Annotated in this window: 9 protein-coding genes; 3 read left to right on the top strand and 6 right to left on the bottom strand. The window is 75.0% G+C overall.

The genetic code is table 11. The features are described 5' to 3' along the window. Nucleotides 1-322: 322 nt before the first annotated feature. Nucleotides 323-2,902, top strand: coding sequence for an FxSxx-COOH system tetratricopeptide repeat protein (gene fxsT / locus AB0I38_RS05205; protein ID WP_358462150.1), 2,580 nt, complete (start codon nucleotides 323-325; stop codon nucleotides 2,900-2,902). Here the strand turns inward: fxsT and AB0I38_RS05200 are convergent. From AB0I38_RS05200 to AB0I38_RS05190, 3 genes are all read right to left on the bottom strand, one after another. Beyond that, entirely contained in the window at nucleotides 2,894-3,853 is a 960-nt protein-coding gene (locus AB0I38_RS05200; RefSeq protein ID WP_358462147.1) for an aKG-HExxH-type peptide beta-hydroxylase, read from the bottom strand. The genes fxsT and AB0I38_RS05200 overlap by 9 nt on opposite strands. 241 nt (nucleotides 3,854-4,094) lie before the next feature. Then, nucleotides 4,095-8,252: a caspase family protein gene (locus AB0I38_RS05195; RefSeq protein ID WP_358462144.1), complete on the bottom strand. Its 4,158-nt coding sequence runs from the start codon at nucleotides 8,250-8,252 to the stop codon at nucleotides 4,095-4,097. A gap of 5 nt (nucleotides 8,253-8,257) precedes the next feature. Further along, the gene (locus tag AB0I38_RS05190) at nucleotides 8,258-9,073 is read right to left on the bottom strand and encodes a hypothetical protein (RefSeq protein ID WP_358462141.1); all 816 of its coding nucleotides are present in this window, start codon (nucleotides 9,071-9,073) and stop codon (nucleotides 8,258-8,260) included. A gap of 470 nt (nucleotides 9,074-9,543) precedes the next feature. Here AB0I38_RS05190 and AB0I38_RS05185 point away from each other — a divergent pair, with 470 nt between their 5' ends. Continuing rightward, nucleotides 9,544-12,453, top strand: coding sequence for a helix-turn-helix transcriptional regulator (locus tag AB0I38_RS05185; RefSeq protein WP_358462138.1), 2,910 nt, complete (start codon nucleotides 9,544-9,546; stop codon nucleotides 12,451-12,453). 81 nt (nucleotides 12,454-12,534) lie between these two features. Here AB0I38_RS05185 and AB0I38_RS05180 read toward each other — a convergent pair whose 3' ends face one another. The 3 genes from AB0I38_RS05180 to AB0I38_RS05170 form a co-directional block, all read right to left on the bottom strand. Next, nucleotides 12,535-12,975: a hypothetical protein gene (locus AB0I38_RS05180; protein WP_358462136.1), complete on the bottom strand. Its 441-nt coding sequence runs from the start codon at nucleotides 12,973-12,975 to the stop codon at nucleotides 12,535-12,537. Between the two features lie 5 nt (nucleotides 12,976-12,980). Beyond that, nucleotides 12,981-13,562 carry an RNA polymerase sigma factor gene (locus AB0I38_RS05175; RefSeq protein WP_358462135.1) on the bottom strand — a complete coding sequence of 194 codons (582 nt, stop codon included), beginning with the start codon at nucleotides 13,560-13,562 and terminating at the stop codon, nucleotides 12,981-12,983. Between the two features lie 77 nt (nucleotides 13,563-13,639). Then, nucleotides 13,640-14,992 carry a S8/S53 family peptidase gene (locus tag AB0I38_RS05170; protein WP_358462133.1) on the bottom strand — a complete coding sequence of 451 codons (1,353 nt, stop codon included), beginning with the start codon at nucleotides 14,990-14,992 and terminating at the stop codon, nucleotides 13,640-13,642. Nucleotides 14,993-15,238: 246 nt separating this feature from the next. Here AB0I38_RS05170 and AB0I38_RS05165 point away from each other — a divergent pair, with 246 nt between their 5' ends. After that, the gene (locus tag AB0I38_RS05165) at nucleotides 15,239-17,788 is read left to right on the top strand and encodes a CHAT domain-containing protein (protein WP_358462131.1); all 2,550 of its coding nucleotides are present in this window, start codon (nucleotides 15,239-15,241) and stop codon (nucleotides 17,786-17,788) included. The last annotated feature ends 64 nt before the right edge of the window (nucleotides 17,789-17,852 follow it).

The following is a 17,852-nucleotide window of genomic DNA, read 5'->3' as shown; positions in this document are numbered from 1 at the left end:
TCAATCAGCCACCAGCGGAAATGTGGTGCACGGCCGGTGAGCCGTTGAACCTGCGGGGGCACCTTACCAAAGCTGTGCCCGGCTGTGCGGGTGAAACGAATGTCCAAATCGCCCCGTAGTGACGACTTGGCCGCTATATGTCGAATTCAAATAGGGGTGAAAGGTGTAAATGGTGCAGTCGGTGGATCGCCGATTCGGTGCGGCTGATATCGCGCCACCGGCCGGGAACCGGAATGACGAGGCGCGCGGCCCCGCCATTGACGCGGGGTTACTATGAACCCCGTAAAAGCGGCTCAGGCGCTCGAAATCCGGCGAGGTAATCGTGACCCAGCATCATGCCGCAGCACCGGTTTCGCCCGCGGAGCCCATCTGGGGACGCGAGATCCCGTTCCGCAACCCGCACTTCACCGGACGTGACCGCGAGCTGGACATCCTGCGCGCGAGTCTCGGCGCCACCTCGCGGGGCGTCCTCGGCCACCCGTTGCAGCCTCTCTACGGCATGGGCGGAGTGGGCAAGACGGAGATCGCCGCCGAATACTGCCACCGCCACGAGGCCGACTACGACCTGGTGTGGTGGGTCAGGTCGGAGCAGGAGGACACCGTCCGCAACGCGCTCATCGCGCTCGGCCGCCGGATGGGCCTGGCGGAGTTCTCCGACACCGAGCGCGACTACTCCTCGCAGATCGTGCTCGACGCGCTGCGCACCGGGAGGAAGTACTCCCGCTGGCTGCTGGTCTTCGACAACGTGACCGACCCCGACATGATCCGCTCCTACATCCCGCGTGGCGCCGGGCACGTCATCATCACCTCCCGCATCGCGCAGTGGCGCCGCGAGCTCAACTCCGAGGGCATCGAGGTGGGCGCGTTCAAGGCGGAGGAGAGCGTCGGCTTCCTGCGCCGGCGGATCCCCGGCCTCGGGCCGGGCGGCACACCGGAGGCCGACGAGGAGCGGTTGGCCGAGGCCACGCGGCTGGCCGACGCGCTCGGCCACCTGCCGCTGGCCAGCGAGCACGCCGCCGCCTACCTCATCGAGACCCGCATGGCGGTGGACGACTATCTCGTCCTCTACCGGCGCAACGCCCACGAGATGCTCGGCCAGCCCGTCGACATCTACTACCCCGAGCCGGTCGCCACCACCTGGAGCGTGTCGCTCGAAAGGATCTCCGACGAGGCGCGCAGCCTGTTCAAGCTGCTCTGCTTCTTCTCGCCGGAGCCGATCTCAGAGGAGCTGATCGTACGGCCCACGCTCACGGCCGGCGGGAGCCTGCCCGAGGAGCTCGGGCGGGTGCTGGGCGACCAGGCGACGTTCCGGCGGGCGGTGCGCGAGCTGGCCCGGTTCTCGCTGCTGAAGATCTTCGGGGTGCGCAACGTCGTCCAGGTGCACCGGGTCGTGCAGGACGTCACCAGGGGCAAGATGCAGCGCGAGGACCCCGAGCAGGTCGCCGAATACCGGGGGATCGCGCACGAGCTGCTGGCCGCCTCCGACCCCGGCGTGCCCGACAAGGAGGCCAACGACCCGCAGTACGAGCTGTCCAAGCAGCACCTCATCCCGTCCGGCGGCCACGAGTCGGCCAACCCGCGGGTCCGGGCGCTCATCATCAACCAGGTGCGCCGGATGCGCCTGCGTGGCGGCAACCGCGAGGGGCTCAACCTCGGCCAGCTGGTGTTCGACAGCTGGCGGGAGCGGTTCGGTCCCGACGACCTGCAGACGCTGATGCTGGCACTGGAGGTGTCGATCTGCCTGTTCCAGCTGGGCGAGGTCGAGCGGGCCGGCCAGCTCACCATCGACACCCAGACCCGGCTCGCCCGCACCCACGGCCGCGACAACGAGGCCTACCTCAAGACCGCGGGCACCTACTCACGCCTGCAGCGCCACCAGGGCAACTACGCCGAGGCCCACCAGCAGGACGTGGAGCTGCTCCCGCTGTACGAAGAGGTGTTCCGGTCCGAGCACCTGCAGACGCTCAACCTGCTCAACAACATCGCGCTCGACCTGCGCTGCCTGGGCCGCTACGAGGAGGCGCTGTCCTACGACCGGCGCGCCCACGACGAGCGGCGCCGCATGTTCGGCGACGCCGCCGACTACACCCTCAGCTCGAAGTTCGCCATCGCCCGCGATCTGCGCAGCCTCGGCCGGGTCGAGGAGGCGCTCGACCTGATCCGCGAGGTCTGCCGGCTGGCCGAACGTAAGAACCACCCCTGGCACGCGGTCAGGCTGCAGTGGGAGACCGAGCTGTCGGCGGCGCTGCGCTGGGTCGGCCTCTACGAGGAGGCCAGGCAGCTCGGCGAGGAGAACTTCGAGCGCCACGCGCGCATCCTCGGCCCGGCCCACCGTCAGACCCTCAACTGCGCGGTCACCCTCGTCTTCAGCCGGACGCTCGACCGTGACCTGGTGGCGGCGGCCCGGCTGGGCGAGGAGACACTGCTGGCCTGGGAGAAGGTCACCGGCGACCGCACCCACCCCAACACCCAGGCGGCGGCCGTCAACCTGGCCGTCGTCCAGCGGCTCCTCGGCAACCCGCTCGGCGCCAGCCGGATCGACCAGGAAGCGCTCGACCACCACACCGCCCGGCTCGGCGCCGAGCATCCCGGCACCGCCACGGTGATGACCAACCTGGCCAGCGACCTGGCCGCGCTCGGCAACGTGCAGCGGGCCCGCGAGCTGGGCGAGACCGCCCTGAAGATCTTCAGCGAGACGCTCGGCGAGAGTCACCCGCGCGCGCTGGCCGCCGCGAGCAACCTGGTGCTCGACCGGCGTGCCTCAGGCGAGACCGACAAGGCGCAGGCGCTGTGCGAGCAGACCCTGGCGCGTTACGCCGAGGTGCTGCCCGACCACCCGCACGCGCTGCTCACCCAGCAGGGCGGCCGGATCGACCTCGACATCGAGCCCATGTCACAGTGAGCGCCGCATCTCGGCCACGAAGCGCTCGCCCTCCGCGGTCAGCGCTCCCGACCCGGTGAGCTCGCCGATCGCCTTACGGGTCGGCTCCTCCCAGGCGCGGATCCCCGCGAGCGCGCGGTCGTGGTGCGGGGTGTCCAGCAGCAGCCGCCAGAAGGCGATGAGCCCGGCGTAGGCGTAGCAGCCCTGCAGCAGGTTCTCGGCCGGGCGGAGGTCGTCGCGCCACGGCGCCCGGCCGGTCCAGCCGGTGTCCGGCCGCGCCAGCGGCACATGGTTGGTGACCGCGCCGAGCAGCACGTGCCTGAACTCGTGCAGCAGGGTCTCGGCGCACTCCACGTCGTCGGCGGGCATCGACATCGCGATCGCGCCGAACGCCCAGCCGGAGGTGGAGCTGCGCAGGACGCCCGGCACGGCGGGCAGCAGGGGGACGAGCACGCGCAGGGTCTCGGCCATCGCCGCCGCCGTGCCGGGCAGGTGACCGCCGAGCAGCCGCCAGCCCCCGCCGAGCACGTCTCGCCAGACGGGCAGCCGGGGGGCGGGGTCGCGGTCGCCGTACAGGTCGAGGTAGGGGTCGTCGTTGACCAGGCAGAGCCGCAGGACGAGACCGTGGCGGGCGATCCGCAGGTCGGGCGGACGGGGTGGCCCGGACAGCGCCGCGGCCACCTCGGCGAGGTAGCGGGTGTCGGGCCGGGAGGTCGCGTGGAGGGCGCGCGCCGCCCAGACGCCGACCTGCGGCGCGGCCAGCAGCTCGCGTACGCGCCGCGGATCCTCGTGCTCGGCCTTGGCCAGCTGACGGTGCGCCGCGGTGAATTCCGGAGCCGGATCCCCCGACCGGAGTTCGCGCCGCAGCGCCTCGATCAGGATGAGGTGACGGCGTGATTCGGCCAGCCGCCAGGGGGTCACCGCGGCGGGCTGAATACGGCCCGCCGCGAGGTCAGTCAGTGGGGGTTTCATCGCCGGGACATCCGCTTCTCCCGCTCGGTTGGTCCCATACTCGAGAAGCTTCGCTCCGCATGTTTCCTATGGTGCCGGCCAGAGCCGTGAACGATTCGTCGGTGAGTTGGGCCAGTTGGTCCAGGGTGAGTGGGTCGATACTCAGTTCCGGACCTCCCATTCGGGCCTCCTTCATGGGGATCATCGCGATGATACGTCATAAAGCATTCACTTCCCTTTACCGAATTATCCGGAAGGGCGGTCAAAATCGGTAATGGAGTACGACGAGTTCGGCGCGCATGGCGACGGCCACGTTGCCCTCCGGGGTGACGGTCACCCGCTGCACCGCCTCGGGCAGCGCGTAGGACCCGGTGCGCCGCCAGGTCCGCAGGTCCCAGAACGCCACCGTGGCGTCCTCGGAGCCGGTGATCGCGACCGGGCGGCCACCCAGGGCGGCGCACGCCAGGCTGGTCGCGGCGGACTCGTGCCGTTCGGCGGCTTGGTGCAGCGGGGCGGCGTTGCGCAGGTCCCAGCCGCGGATCGACCCGTCGTCGGCGACGGTGACGACGAGATGCCGGTCGTCCACCCGCACGCCCCGCGCCGCGCGCACCCCGTGGGCCCCGCTCAGCCGGTGCGGCACCGGGTTGCCGCTGGCCAGGTCGACGACCCAGGCCGTGCCCGGCTCGTCCACCACGATCAGGCAGGTCCGGTTGCCCATCGTGTGGACGTCGAGATCACGCACGGGCGCCCGGCCGATCTCGTGCGTGGACAGGCGGAGCCCGGTCGCCACGCTGACGATCTCCACGACGCCGCGCGTACGTGACCCGCAGGCCAGGACACCGGTTTCGCCCAGCCGGCCCGAGGCCAGGATCTCCGGACCGGCGGCCACGTCGGTGGCCGGCCCGGTGCGCTGGAACCCGGCCCGTCCCGCGCCGGTCCACAGGGTCAGAGGACCCGACGGGGCGTAGGAGATCACGTGCCGGCCGTCCGCCGCCGCGGCCAGCTGGGACCGAGGACGCACGGCGTGCCGGCCGAGCGGCATCCCGGTCGCGGAGGCGTACAGGTGCAGCACGTCGCCGGTGAGCGCGGCGAGCACACCCTCGCCGGTCGCCAGCCCCGTGATGGGCGCCCAGCCGCGGTCCGGCGACGCGGACGCCACGTCGGCGTTCCACAGGCGGACCCGCCCGTCGCGACCGGCGCTGACGATCACCGGCCGGTCCGCGATCCAGGTGCGGGCCAGCGCGGTCACCGGGCCCGCGTGCGCCGCCACGTTCCAGGCCGGCCGCCCCAGCCCGAGGTCCACCGAGTGGAGCGCGCCCGTGTCATCGCCCGCGAAGTCGGCCTCGGGACCGGGGGCGGGCAACGCGGCCGAGGCGCCGGGCCCGGGCAGCGGCCGGTGGTCGCCGTCGACCAGGTTCCACGCCCACAGGCGGCCGTCGCGGGCCCGCAGCACCGCGTGCGCCGAGCCGGCCGCGCTGACACAGGTGACGTCCGCGAACGGCGCGCCGGCGACCCGCAGGATGCCCAGCGATCGGCCCGTCTCCAGAGACCAGAGCCGGGCCGTGCCCGCGCCGTCCGTGGTGACGGCGACCGGCCCGTTGACCGCGGCGCAGGCCACCGAGCCGCCCGAGCCCCCCGGACCCCCCGGAGCGAGCGCGCCGGTCAGCGGCGGGCCGCTCCCCGGCGTCCGGACCTGGCGGTGGCCGTCCGCCCCCACGCGCACCACGCCGATCTCCGCGCCCGGCCTCCAGACCCGGCAGTGGTCGTCCGTACCCGTGCTCACCACGGCGCTCACCCCGCCGATCTCGGCGACGGCCAGCGCGGAGACCCGCCCGGCGTGCCGGGGCGCGGACAGCTCGATCCGCTCGCCGGTCGCCGGTTCCCAGACCCGGATCGCCCCGTCGCCGTGCCCGGTCACGAGTGCCGTGCGGCCCGCCCACGGGACGGCCCGCACGGCGGTCACCTCGCCGCCGAACCCGGCCGGCGGGCCCGTCCGGCGGCCGGTCTCCAGATCCCACAGCCGGACCGGGCCCTCGTCGCAGCTGATCGCCAGCACGTGGCGGCCGTCGAGCCCGAAGGCGTCGAGAGTGTGCCGCGTGCCCCCGGCCGCGATGGTCATCCGCAGCGCCGGGCTCACCGCGATGCCGGTGGCCCAGGCCGGCGCCCAGCCGCTGCCCCGGCTCAGCTCGGCCGCCATCGCGTGCTCGCCGAACCGGGCGGCGTCCACGGCCAGGATCTGACGCCGGACGCCGGGCCCGGCCACCGCGTGGCGGGCCGCCGAGGCGCGGTAGACGTGCGCGCCGACCGGCGGGTCGGGCAGGGCCGCCAGCAGCGGCAGCGTCGTCACCGGGTCGGTGTGCACCAGGAACTCCGGCCGGGCCAGTAGCTCGGCGATCCGCGAGGCGCCGTCGGCGTGGTGGACGGCGTGCCGCCGCACGTACGCCGGGGCCGCCGCCCAGTCCATCTCCGGCCCGGCCGGGGCGAGCAGGTCCAGGATCTCCGCGTCGCGGCCCGAGGCCCGCAGGTGATCGATGAGGCCCTGGTGGAACAGCCGGTACAGGACGGTCGTGCCGTCCTCCTCGACGCTCTGCCGCAGGTAGAAGCGCGCGGCCGACAGGGCGGCCCGTACCTCCGCCTCGGCCATGGCCGGGCCGGACAGCGCGCCCAGGGCGCGTACGACCTCGACCGGCATGCCGTCGCCCCGGGCGTGGGCCACGGCGGTGAGGACGGCGCCCACCTCCGGCCGGTCGGCCAGGTCGAGGTCCATCACCTCGGGCAGCGTGCGCGGCGTGCCGAGGCCGAGCGCCCGGGCCACGACCGCGTTCGCGACCGGCACCCGCCGGGCCGCGAACCGGTGCGTGCACAGCCCCGCCACCAGGAACTCCCCCCACCGGTCGGCGTCCTTGGGCGGATCGGCCGCCAGCGTCTCGGCGACGGCCCGCGCGTAGGCGCGGCGCGCGGGCACGAACCGGACCGAGTTGTACGGCTCCGTCAGCTCCAGGACCGCCTCGACGTACTGGCGGATGTTCCGCTGGACCTCGGCCCGGTCCTCGTCATCGAGGTCCACCAGCCCGCCCGTGTCCTCGGCCGCCCGCCGCAGTGCCGCGAACTCCGGCCACGGCCGCATCCCGGCCAGCAGCCGGCACCGGCCCCGCTGCACCAGGGCCAGCAGGTCGGCGGCGAGCTCGGCCGGGTGGCTCGCCTCGTCCAGCGCGTCCACCAGGAGGGTGGGCCGGTCCTCCAGCGCCTCGCCGAACGACTCGCGGGTCCACGGGGTCCGCGGCGCCGGCAGCCGGAGCTGGGCCGCGAGGGCGGCGAAGATCTCGCCGGTGCCCAGCTGCCGGGCGTGCGCGATGGCCAGCCGGGCGTTCTCGGCCGGCCGGTGGGCGGCCCGCGTCCAGATCCGCTCCGTACGGCGGCGCAGCTCCGGATGCGCGGCGCAGGCCAGCACGCCGAGCAGCGCCGACTTGCCGGTGCCCGGACTGCCCGTCACGACGCGCAGCGGCCCGTCACCCGCCCCGTCGAGCCACGCCGCCAGCGCGGCCAGCTCGTCGGCCCGGCCGGTGAAGCAGCCCGCCTGGGCCGTCCGGTCGTGGCCCGCGGCCCGCCGCTCGTAGTGCCTGGGGTCGATGGCCGCGACCTCCGCGAGGAACCCGCCGAACGCGCGGTCGGCCGCCTGCTCGGTCGCCGCGGCCCGGTCGGGGTCGTAGTCGGGGTTGCGGAAGAACGGCGGGACGTCCGCGGCCGACCTGAACTCGACCAGGCTGGACATCATCTCCTGCGGGGCGGCGTCCAGCTCCGTGATCAGCCGGTCGAGCTGGTCGCGGATGTCGGCGTGCAGGGTGGACAGCGAGATGTACTCGTTGGCGGGCGGGATGTGCCGCAGCCCGCGGCTCATCTCGTCCAGGACGCTCGCGGCGGCCCGGGTGAACAGGCCGTCGAACGCGGCGTTGCGGGGCGCGCAGGCGGCGAGGACGGTCGCGCGGGCCGGCGTCTCCAGGTTCAGCTGGTGCGGGGAGCGGGCGGCCGTCCCGGCGTGGCACACGTCGACCAGGAACAGCACCCGGGGCCCGTCCGCCGGGTTCTCCGCCTCCTTGACCCAGTCCACGACCCGCGTCTGGCGGGGCGCCTTGCCGTCGGGGCCCACCACGTGCAGGTCGCCCGTCCGGGTCAGCTCGCCGTGGCCGACGATCGCCACGACCAGCAGGTCGCCCGGCCCGCACGCCTCGATCTCCGCGAAGACCGCGTCCCCCAGCTCCGCCGCCGTCGCGGGGGCCGGGGTCGCGTAGTCGAAGCCGAAGCGCCGCAGCACGCCGGCCATCCGGGCCGCGAGTGCGCCGGCGAACTCCAGCGGCTCCCGGCCCCGCGCCTCCGGGACGCTCAGGCACAGCGCGCGGCGCCGCGGGGTCTGGGGCACCATGCCGCCTACAGGCCGAGATGCCGGGTGACGTCGGCACAACGTAAGTAGCTCTGCGCCGTGTGGAAGTCCCAGCCGGCGATCCGCAGGTCGGTCACCTCGGTGTCCACGCCGTCGAAGCTGCCGCCGAGGCCCGTCCGAGGCACCGCCACCAGGTCGCCCACGTCGGCCAGGTTGACCCAGCGGCGCACCCCCGGCGGCCGCGCGCCCCGGCCGTCCGGCAGGGGATCCAGCCGGTCGAACACCACGCCGGGCATGCCGAGCGGGCTCCCCAGGGTGACCAGCAGGTCCACGCGCAGCTCGGGCGCGGCCCACAGCGCCTCGTAGGTCACCACGCTGCCCAGCGAGTGGGCCACCACGACGACGCGCTCGTGCCCGGAGCCCGCCGCGATGGCCGAGCCCACCGCGTCGCGGGCCGCCAGCCGCCGCTTCCCGCCGGGGCTCTTCAGGTAGACGCCGACCTCTCGGACGAACGCGGTGGCGAACGCGCGGACCGTCCTGCCGTATCTGCGGGTGAGCCAGTCGGCCGCGGCGCGGGCCCTGGCCGTACGGTCACCCTGCGCCGTCTGCGGCGCGGGACGCAGCCGGTCGACCCAGTCGATCAGCAGGCCGGCGGCGAAGTCGTCGAGCGTGTCGACGTCGTCGGCGCCCTGGTGGGCGCCCCGGCGCAGGTGGTGGGCGTAGTAGCCGACGGTGACGGGCGTCCCGCCCAGCCAGCACGTCCAGTCGCGACCGGCCGACGCCGCGGCCTCGGCCGCGGACCCCGTCCGGCGGAAGTACGAGTAGTTGCGGACCCCGTGGACTCCGACGAGATATGGGAGCACATGTTCATAGGTCCCCAATTTTGTTGGCACTTCAACCGCCCATGACCATGCGGACCAGGTCTATTCGTTGGGCCGGTCGGCGGTGGCCCTGATGACGTCGATCCAGATGCGGGTCAGCAGCGTGCCCAGCACCAGCACCGGCAGAACCTGGGCGACGGTGGCGTAATGGTCGCGCGGCATGAGCCCTCACAGCTAGCGGTCACTCGCATTCTGCCGTAGATCACCACTTTTGCACGGTCTGCGCGACTAGGGACATCACCGATGCGGACCCTGAGGCCATGCCCGCGCCCGGTGGTCTACCGTGACGGGCCACGCCTCCGGCGCCGAACCCGGCCGGAGGCGCGACTCCTGATCTCCGAGGACGTAGCGAGGGCCGCCTTCGGAGCGTGCGGCTCGCCATCTGGTCGGCGAGGTGTATCAAATCTCCCCGTTCGTGCTCTGGGAAGTCGAGGGCGACGGAGGGAGAGGGGATGTTCGTCGGAAGGGCGGTGGAGCTGGCCCTGGTGCGGGGGGCGCTGCGCGCCGCCGGGGGCGGCCTCGCGCGGACGATCGCGATCGAGGGGCCGGAGGGGATCGGCAAGACGGCGCTGCTGCGTCACGCGCTCGCGCAGGCGTCGGGCGACCGAGCGGCCCGCGGGGGAACGGCCTGCGGGACCACGGGTTGCGGGGGCGCGGATTGCGGGACCAGAGGTTGCGGGGGCGCGGCGGATGGTTCGACTGGAGGGAACGCGGGTGGGGAGAGCGCGAGCCGGCGGGAGCCTGGGGAGACCACGGAGGTCCGGGTGCTCGCCGCGAGCGGGGACGAGGAGGAGCGACGGCTCCGCCTCGGGGTGGTGCGGCAACTGCTGGGGGAGGTCGGGGGAGATGATCCGTGGAGCGTCGGCCAAGCCGTGTTCGACGAGCTCGAACGGCTCCAGGCCGCCCGGCCCGTGGTCGTGGTGGTGGACGACGCCCAGTGGGCCGACCGCGCCTCCCTGCAGGCCCTCGCCTTCGCGCTGCGCCGCCTTCGCGCCGGACGTGTGCTCGCCCTGGTCGCCTGCCGCGACGTCGCGGACGAGTGGCTGCCGGAGGGGCTCCGGCGGCTCCTGACCGGCGACGAGGCCCTCCGCCTCACCCTCGCCGGCCTCACGGCCGCGGACCTGGCCCGGCTGGCAGGCCAGGTATCGGCCGACGCGGGGGAGCCGGACGCCGGGCCGCTGACGGACAGGGCCGCCGCGCGGCTGCGCGAGCACACCTCGGGCAACCCGCTGCACGCCCGCGCCCTGCTCGCCACCCACACGGCGCGGCAGCTGGCGGATCCCGGCGTACGGCTGCCCGCCCCCGGCACCTACGCCCGCCCCTTCGCCCGCCGCCTGCGCGCCAGCGACGCTCGCACGAGGGCGCTGATCGCCGCCTGCGCCGTGCTCGGCGACCCCTGCGACCTCCACGTCGCCGCCGCCGTCGCCGCCGCACTGGACACCCCCCTGCCCGCCTACGAGGCCGAAACGCCTCCGGCGACGGCCTCCGCCTCGGGCGTCGCCGCCTGGCCGGTGGCGGCTCCCGAGGCCGGAGGAGGCGCTGCGCGGGTCGAGGTGCTGGACGCGCTCGAAGGCGGGGTGGACGCCGGGGTGCTGGAGGAGCGGCCCGGCCGGACGGTCGCGTTCCGCGATCCACTCGCCAGGGCGGCCGCGTACGGGATGCTCGGCGCGGGGGCTCGCGCACGCCTGCACCTGGCCGCCGCCCGGGTCGTCGAGGACACCGGTACGGCCCTGCGCCATCGGGCGGCCGCCGCCGACGGCCCTGACGAGACGCTGGCCGAGGAACTGGTGGGGTTCGCGGCCAAGGAGGCGCAGCACGGCCTGTGGCTGGAGGCGGCCGCCCACCTGGAGCTGGCGGCGGGGCTGTCGGAGCCGGCCGCCACCCGGGACGAGCTGCGCACCGCGGTGCTGGAGCACGTGCTGCTCGGCGGCGACGTCGTCCGAGCCGACGAGCTGGCCGCGGCGCCCAGCTCCGACCCCCGGCCGGAACGCCGCTACGTGCTGGGGCGGCTCGCCCTGGCCGCCGGCCGCTTCGACGAGGCGGCCGAGTCGCTGGCCGAGGCGTGGCGTGACCGGGCTCCCGGCTTCGCCGCCGACACCGCCGAGCAACTGGCCTGGCTGCACCTGGTCCGGGGCGACCGGGAGGCCGCGGCCAACTGGGCCCGGCTGGCGATCGAGCAGCCCATCCAGGGCCCGGCCGGTCGGCCGTACGACGTGCTGGCGCTGACCGGGGAGCCCCTTCAGGGGCGACCCCATGACGCGCCGGCCCTGCCGGTCGCGGCGGGGAGGTCGCGTGACGTGCCGGCGGCTCAGGGCGGGCCGGCCGGCGGGCTCGCCGGGGCGGTCCGGTGCCTGCGCGGCGACGACGCGGCGGCCGCGTCCGCCATGCTGGCCCGGACCGTCACGGCGGAGGGGCGGGCCGGGCTGCCGCACCACCGGCTGCTGGCCGGCGCGCTGCTGGCCGTCGCCGAGTACCGCGACGGGCGGTGGGCGGACGCGGTCGCGCGTGGGGAGCGGGTGCTGGCCGAGGCGTGGGAGCTCGGCCAGCGCTGGCTGCTGCCCTGCCTGGAGGTGGTGTGCGTGGCGCCGCTGGTCGCACGGGGTGAGCACGAGCGGGCCCTGGCCCACGCGAACGCCGCCCGCGCCGCCGCCCGCGACATGCGGCACGTCATGGGAGAGGCGGCGGCGGACGTCGCGATGGCGCTGCTCGAAGGCAGGGACGAGCCGGCGGTGACGCTCCACGCGGCCGCCGCGACCGGCGACCCGTTCGTGCCCGACCCTCGGCCCCGGCTCGTCGAGCTGCTGGTCGCCGAGGGCCGCCTGGACGAGGCGGAGCAGGAGCTGGCCGGGCTCGCCGGTCTGGCCGGGCAGGCGCGACAGGCCAGGCTTCAGGGGCTGCTGCTGGCGGCGCGGAACGCTCCGGCCGAGGCCGAGGCGAGTTTCGAGCACGCGCTCGCGCTCGCCGCCGAGGGCGGCGACCCGCTGGAGGAGGGGCGCGTCCTGCTCGACCTCGGCAGGCTGCTGCGCCGCACCGGGCGGCGGCGGGCGGCGGCGGAGCGGTTACGCGCCGCGCGGGAGGTCTTCGTCCGGCTCGGCGCCCACCCGCTGGTGGCCGGCTGCGCGCAGGAGCTGGAGGCGTGCGGCCTGGAGCCGTCGGGCACCGTGCGGCTGGGGCTGACGCCCCAGGAGTTCAGCACGGCCAGGCTCGTGGCCGACGGCCGGACCAACCGGCAGATCGCCCGCGAGCTGCTCATCAGCGTCAAGACCGTCGAATACCACATCGGCAAGATCTATACGAAACTCGGCATCGGCTCCCGGGTCGCGCTCGCCTCCAGGCTGGCCGCCCTGGGAGACACCCCCTGACCTCGTACGGTCAGGACCGCGAGCTGACGCCGCGCCGGAGGAGGGGACCGGCGCGGCGTCCGCGCACGCGGGCCGGTCCGCTCAGACGCGGATCCACGACGTGGTCACGGTCGCCCCCTCCTCGCAGATGACGCGCAGCCGCAACGGGCCGGTGCCCGGCGACTCGGCGGTGAAGCGGCCGAGGTCGTCGGAGCGCACCCGGATCTCACCGTCGGGCCGCTGGACCCCGATCTCCACCCGCGTGCCGCGCAGCACCCGGCCTACCAGCCGCGAGCCCGAGATCTCCACCTCCACGACCACGCCGCCGGTCTCGAAGGTGAGCAACCGCGGCCGGTCGCCGCCCCGTACCCGGGTCGCGGTCAGCTCGTCCCAGGAGTCGAACGTCAGCTCGGCCAGCTCGCCGTCGAGCGTCCGGAGCGTGAACGCCAGCATGGCGTCGTCGAACAGCTCGGCGGGCACCGGATCCAGCAGCAGCGCGATCTCACGCAGCTCTTCTTCCAGCTCGAAACCGTCGTCATCCATGGCCCTCACCTGCGAATCCCGGTCACTCCGCGCCGCGCGATCAGCTCGCCCAGCTTCTTGAGGCAGCGCGCCCTGATCGGGCCCACGCTGCCCACGGCGAGGTCCAGCCCCGCCGCGATCTCCTGGTAGGAGGGCCGAGGGGAGGAGATGAGCACCCGCAGCAGCCGCCGGCAGCGATCCGGCAGCTCCTGGAAGGCGTCCCACACCTGCTGGGCGCGCCGCCGTTCGGCGCCCGCCTCCTCGGCCTCCAGCACCAGCAGCTCGGGGCTGCGCTCGTCGATGTCGAGCCCCAGCAGCGCCACGTCGCTCACCGGCATGGACCGGCCGCTGGTGCGGACGACGCGCAGCGCCTCGTGGCGGGCCGTGCTGGCCAGCCAGGAGCCGACCTTCTCCGGCTCTCTCAGCCGGGTGAGGTGCTCGGCGAGCCGGAACCACGTCGTCTGGCAGACGTCCTGGGCGTCGGAGTTGTTCGGCAGGTAGGAGCGGGCCACCGACCACACCAGCCCGGTGTGACGGTGGTAGAGCTCTTTCCAGGCTCCGGCGTCGCCATCCGCGGCTGCCCTGACGAGGGCTCCGGTATCGTCCACGGCGATCCTTCCCTCTGCTGGAGCGAAGTGCTCATGATATTTCGTGAGACGCTCCAGGACAGGGGATGGGTGACTCATCACAGCATGCCGCTCAGATCGGGCACGGCGAGCACGCCGTCCACCAGGTCCTTGGCCGCCTGCCGGGAGGTCACCTGGGCCTGCGACATGCGGGCCGCGAGGACGCCGGCGATGATCGGCGTGGCGAACGACGTGCCGCTCCACCGGGCCAGGCCGGTGAAGGTCTCCTTGTCGCCGACGGAGAAGGGCGCGAGGCAGGTGCAGCCCGGGTAGAGGGCGGGCGCGTGAAAGCGGCAGACCGCGCTCGCCGGGTAGTCGTACAGATAGTCGCCCGAGGTGTAGGCGTTGACCAGCCGCTCGCCGGGCGCGTAGACCTTCACCCAGCCGCCGTGGTTGCTGAAGCAGGCCCGGCCCTGCCCGTCCTCGCGCAGTGCTCCGACCGACACGACCACGTCGCCGCCGGCGTTCACCGGTTCGTCCGCGAGTGCCGCCGGCCAGAACGGGTCGGTCACGCCGTCGTTGCCCGCGGCGGCCACCAGGACCGTGCCGGGGTGGCCGGTCAGCTCGGTGACGAAGTCGGCGAGGCCGAGCAGCGCCTGGGTCCGTTCGGTCGACGCCCCGGCCGACAGCGAGATGATGTCCGGCCAGCCGTGGGTGTCGAGCGTCTGCAGGATGGCCAGGCCCAGCTCGTCCTCCGGCACCGCGCCGGCGTACGGGAAGGTGTTGTGGACGCGGACGTCGGTGGCCGGCGCCACGCGGCGCACGACGCCCGCGATGAACGTGCCGTGGCCCGTGTAGGACCTGATCGTGCCGTCCAGCTCGAGCTCCTGGGCGGGTGTGGTGACGTCGCCGCCGACCATGGGGATGTTCGGCGTGCCGGTGCTGGCGTCCAGCCAGGTGTGGGTCAGGTAGTCGTGGACGAGTCCGGTGTCCATGACGGTGACGGTGACGCCGGCTCCGTGGGCACGCGGGCCGCTCGGCGGCATGGGCGGCGAGGCGGCCGGCATCGGCTCGTCGCCGGGGCACAGGTTGACCCCGCTGACCGACACCAGGTGGACCAGCGTGGCGTGGACCTTCTCCCGCTCCAGGGCCTCCAGGGCGCGGAAGACGTTGCGGCGGCCGAGGGCGAGCCGGCGGACGGTGACCCGGTCCTGGCCGTCCTCCGACGGCCAGGCGACGCGGACGTTCCCCTCCTGCGGCTGGTTCCGCTCGGCGATCTCGATGGCGCGGGACACGTCGGCCGCCCGGACCAGGATGTGGCCGGCGAGGTAGGCGTAGCGGGGCGCGACCGGGGAGCCCGGCTCGGCGCCCTCCGGGCCGGCCGCGGCGCGCGCGTCCTCCGGCAGTGCCTCGTTCACCAGCTCCAGCTGCTTCCAGAACCGGGGATCCGGGCGGGTGTCCGGTGTGCTCATTTGGGTCTTCCTCCAGGGGAGCGTGTTAGTCCTGCCTGTATGAGCCAGGTGGCGCCCGCCTGATACAGCCCGTCCGGTCCGGCCGGCCTGACCTCGGCCGGCCGGCCCTCGCCTGGCCTGGCCGGCTGGCCCGCCTGACAAGGCCGCCGCATGGACGCGGGCACCCCTCGCCTCTACGATCGGTCCGTGCCTGGGGGAACGGCGAGGGATTCCCGGATTCCGGGCGACCCGCACGATGTGCTGGCCATGGTTTTCGCACGTCCTCAGGAGGCTCTGCGGGCCGCCCGGGCCATGCTGGCAGATGGGCGCGGGCCGTACGAGTCGTCGATCGCCCGGCAGGCGCTGGGCATCCTGCACCGCGAGTTCGGCGACCTGGACGCCGCGATCCGCGAGCTGCGGCAGGCCGTCCGGCTGGCGCGGCGGGCCGGTTCGCCCGACCGTGAGTCCGACGTGCTGGCCACGCTCGGCATCGCGCTGCTCCACCGCGGGCGCACCCGGCGAGGGCTGGCGGCGCTCGACGCCGCCGCCGCGACGTCCGGCGGGCCCACGCGGGCCAGGGTGCTGTTCCGGCGGGCGGGCGCGCGGTGGATCCTCGGCCGGCATCGCGACGCGCTCGACGACCTCCGGGTGGCGGTTCCCGCCCTGACGCAGGCGCGCGACACCGTGTGGGCGGCCCGCGCGCTCACCCTGCGCGGCCACGTCCACCTGGCTCTGGGCTCGGTACGCCTCGCCGACGCCGACTTCGGCACCGCGCAGGACATGTTCGCCACCACCGACCAAGAGCACGACTCGGTCGTCGCGGTGCAGAACCGCGGCGTGGTCGCCTTCAGATCGGGGGACCTGCCCGCGGCGCTGGAGCTGCTCGACGAGGCCGACCGGCGCTTCCGCGAGCTCGGCACGCCCATGTTCGACCTGGCCGCCGACCGGTGCGCGGTGCTGATGGCCGCCGGGCTGGCCAGGGACGCGCTGGGACGGGCCGACCAGGCACTGCTGCGCCTGGCGCGGCTGCGCGGCCAGGCCACGATGCGGGCCGAGCTGCTGCTCATCGCCGCCCGGGCCGCGCTGCTCGCCGGCGATCCCGGCACCGCCCGGCAGCGCGCCGACGAGGCCCGGCGGCTGTTCGGCGGGCAGCGGCGCGCCTGGTGGACCGAGCACGCGCGGCTCATCCTGGTCCAGGCCGCGCTGGCCGAGGGCGCGGCGTCGCCGGCGTTGCTGAGCGCGGCCCGCCGGCTGGCCGGTCGGCTGGCCGAGCTCGGCTCGCCCGAGGTGTGGCAGGCCCACCTGCTCGCCGGCCGCGCCGCGCTGGTGCTGGGCGACCGGCGCGCGGCCGACCACCACCTGGGCGTCGCCGCCAGGGCACGGCACCGCGGCCCCGCCGCGTCGCGGGCGGCGGGCTGGCTCGCGGAGGCGCTGCGCGCGCGGGCGGCGGGCCGGCCGCGGCTGCTGCTGCACGCCTGCCGCGCCGGGCTGGCGCTGATCGAGGAGCACCGGCTCACGTTCGGCTCCGCCGAACTGCGGGCCCGGGCCACCGCGCAGGGCGCGGAGCTGGCCAGGCTCGCGCAGCGCCACTGGGTGCGCTCCGGCGGCGCCCGCGAGCTGCTCACCTGGACCGAGCGGTGGCGGGCGACCGCGCTGGCGGTGCCCGCCGTGCGCCCGCCCGAGGACCCCGAGCTGTTCGCCCGGCTGGCCGCGCTGCGCGAGACCGACCACCTGCTCGACCGGGCCCGCTCCGACGGCGCGGCGCCGGCGGCCACCCTCGAACGGGATCGCGAACGGCTGGAGGCGCAGGTCCGGGAGCTCGCGCTGCGCGTGCGCGGGCCGTACGGCCGGGAGGCGGGCGCGCCGGACGCCGGCCGGATCCTGGCGGCGCTCGGCGGCGACCCGCGTGCCGGGGTGCGGCTCGTGGAGCTGGTCGTGGTCGACGGCGTCCTCCACGCGCTGCTGTGCGGCGGCGGCCGGGTCCGCAGGTTCGAGGTGGGCCCGGTGGCGGCGGCCGTCGCCGAGATCGAGTTCGCCCGGTCGAGGCTGCGCCGCCTGGCCTACCAGCGCGAGCCGGACCGGGAGGAGCTCGGCGAGCTGGGCCGCCGTCTCGACGCGAGCGTCCTGGGGCCGGTGGCCGCCCGGCTGGGCGACGGCCCGCTCGTCATCGTGCCGCCCGGCATCCTGCACGGCGCGCCCTGGGCGCTGCTGTCGTCCCTGCGCCGCCGGGTGTTCAGCGTCGCGCCGTCGGCCGCCGCCTGGTTGCGCGCGCGTGCGGCCGTCCCGCCCGAGGACGGCGCGGTCGTGCTGGTGCGCGGTCCCGGCATGGCCGCCGCCGACGGCGAGGTGCGCGCCATCGCCGCCCTGTACGACGAGGCCACGGTGCTGGGCGGCGGCTCGGCGACGGCCGGCGCCGTGCTGTCGGCCGTCGACGGCTGCCGGCTGGCCCACCTGGCGGCGCACGGGACGTTCCGGGCCGACAGCCCGCTGTTCTCCTCACTGCTGCTCGACGACGGACCGCTGACCGCCCACGACCTGGAGGGCCTGGACCGGGCGCCGCACCGGCTGGTGCTGTCGAGCTGCGACTCCGGGCAGATGGCTCCCGTCGGGGCCGACGAGGTGCTCGGCCTCGCCACCGCGCTGCTCCGGCTGGGCACGGCCGGCATCGTGGCGAGCGTCGTCCCGGTCAACGACGAGGCCGCGGTGCCGGTGATGGTGGGGTTGCACGACGGGTTGCGGCGGGGGCTCACCCTGGCCGGGGCGCTCGCGGCCGCCCGCGGAGACGACGTCTCCTTCGTCGCCATCGGGGCAGGTTGAGGCTTTCCCCGCCGCCCCCTGAAGGGGGAGGTCTCCGGCCTCGGCAGATTTGACGATGAGGCCG

This window comes from Nonomuraea cavernae, assembly GCF_040655715.1.
Classification (GTDB): domain Bacteria; phylum Actinomycetota; class Actinomycetes; order Streptosporangiales; family Streptosporangiaceae; genus Nonomuraea; species Nonomuraea cavernae_A.
This window is presented reverse-complemented; position numbering and strand designations above follow the sequence as displayed.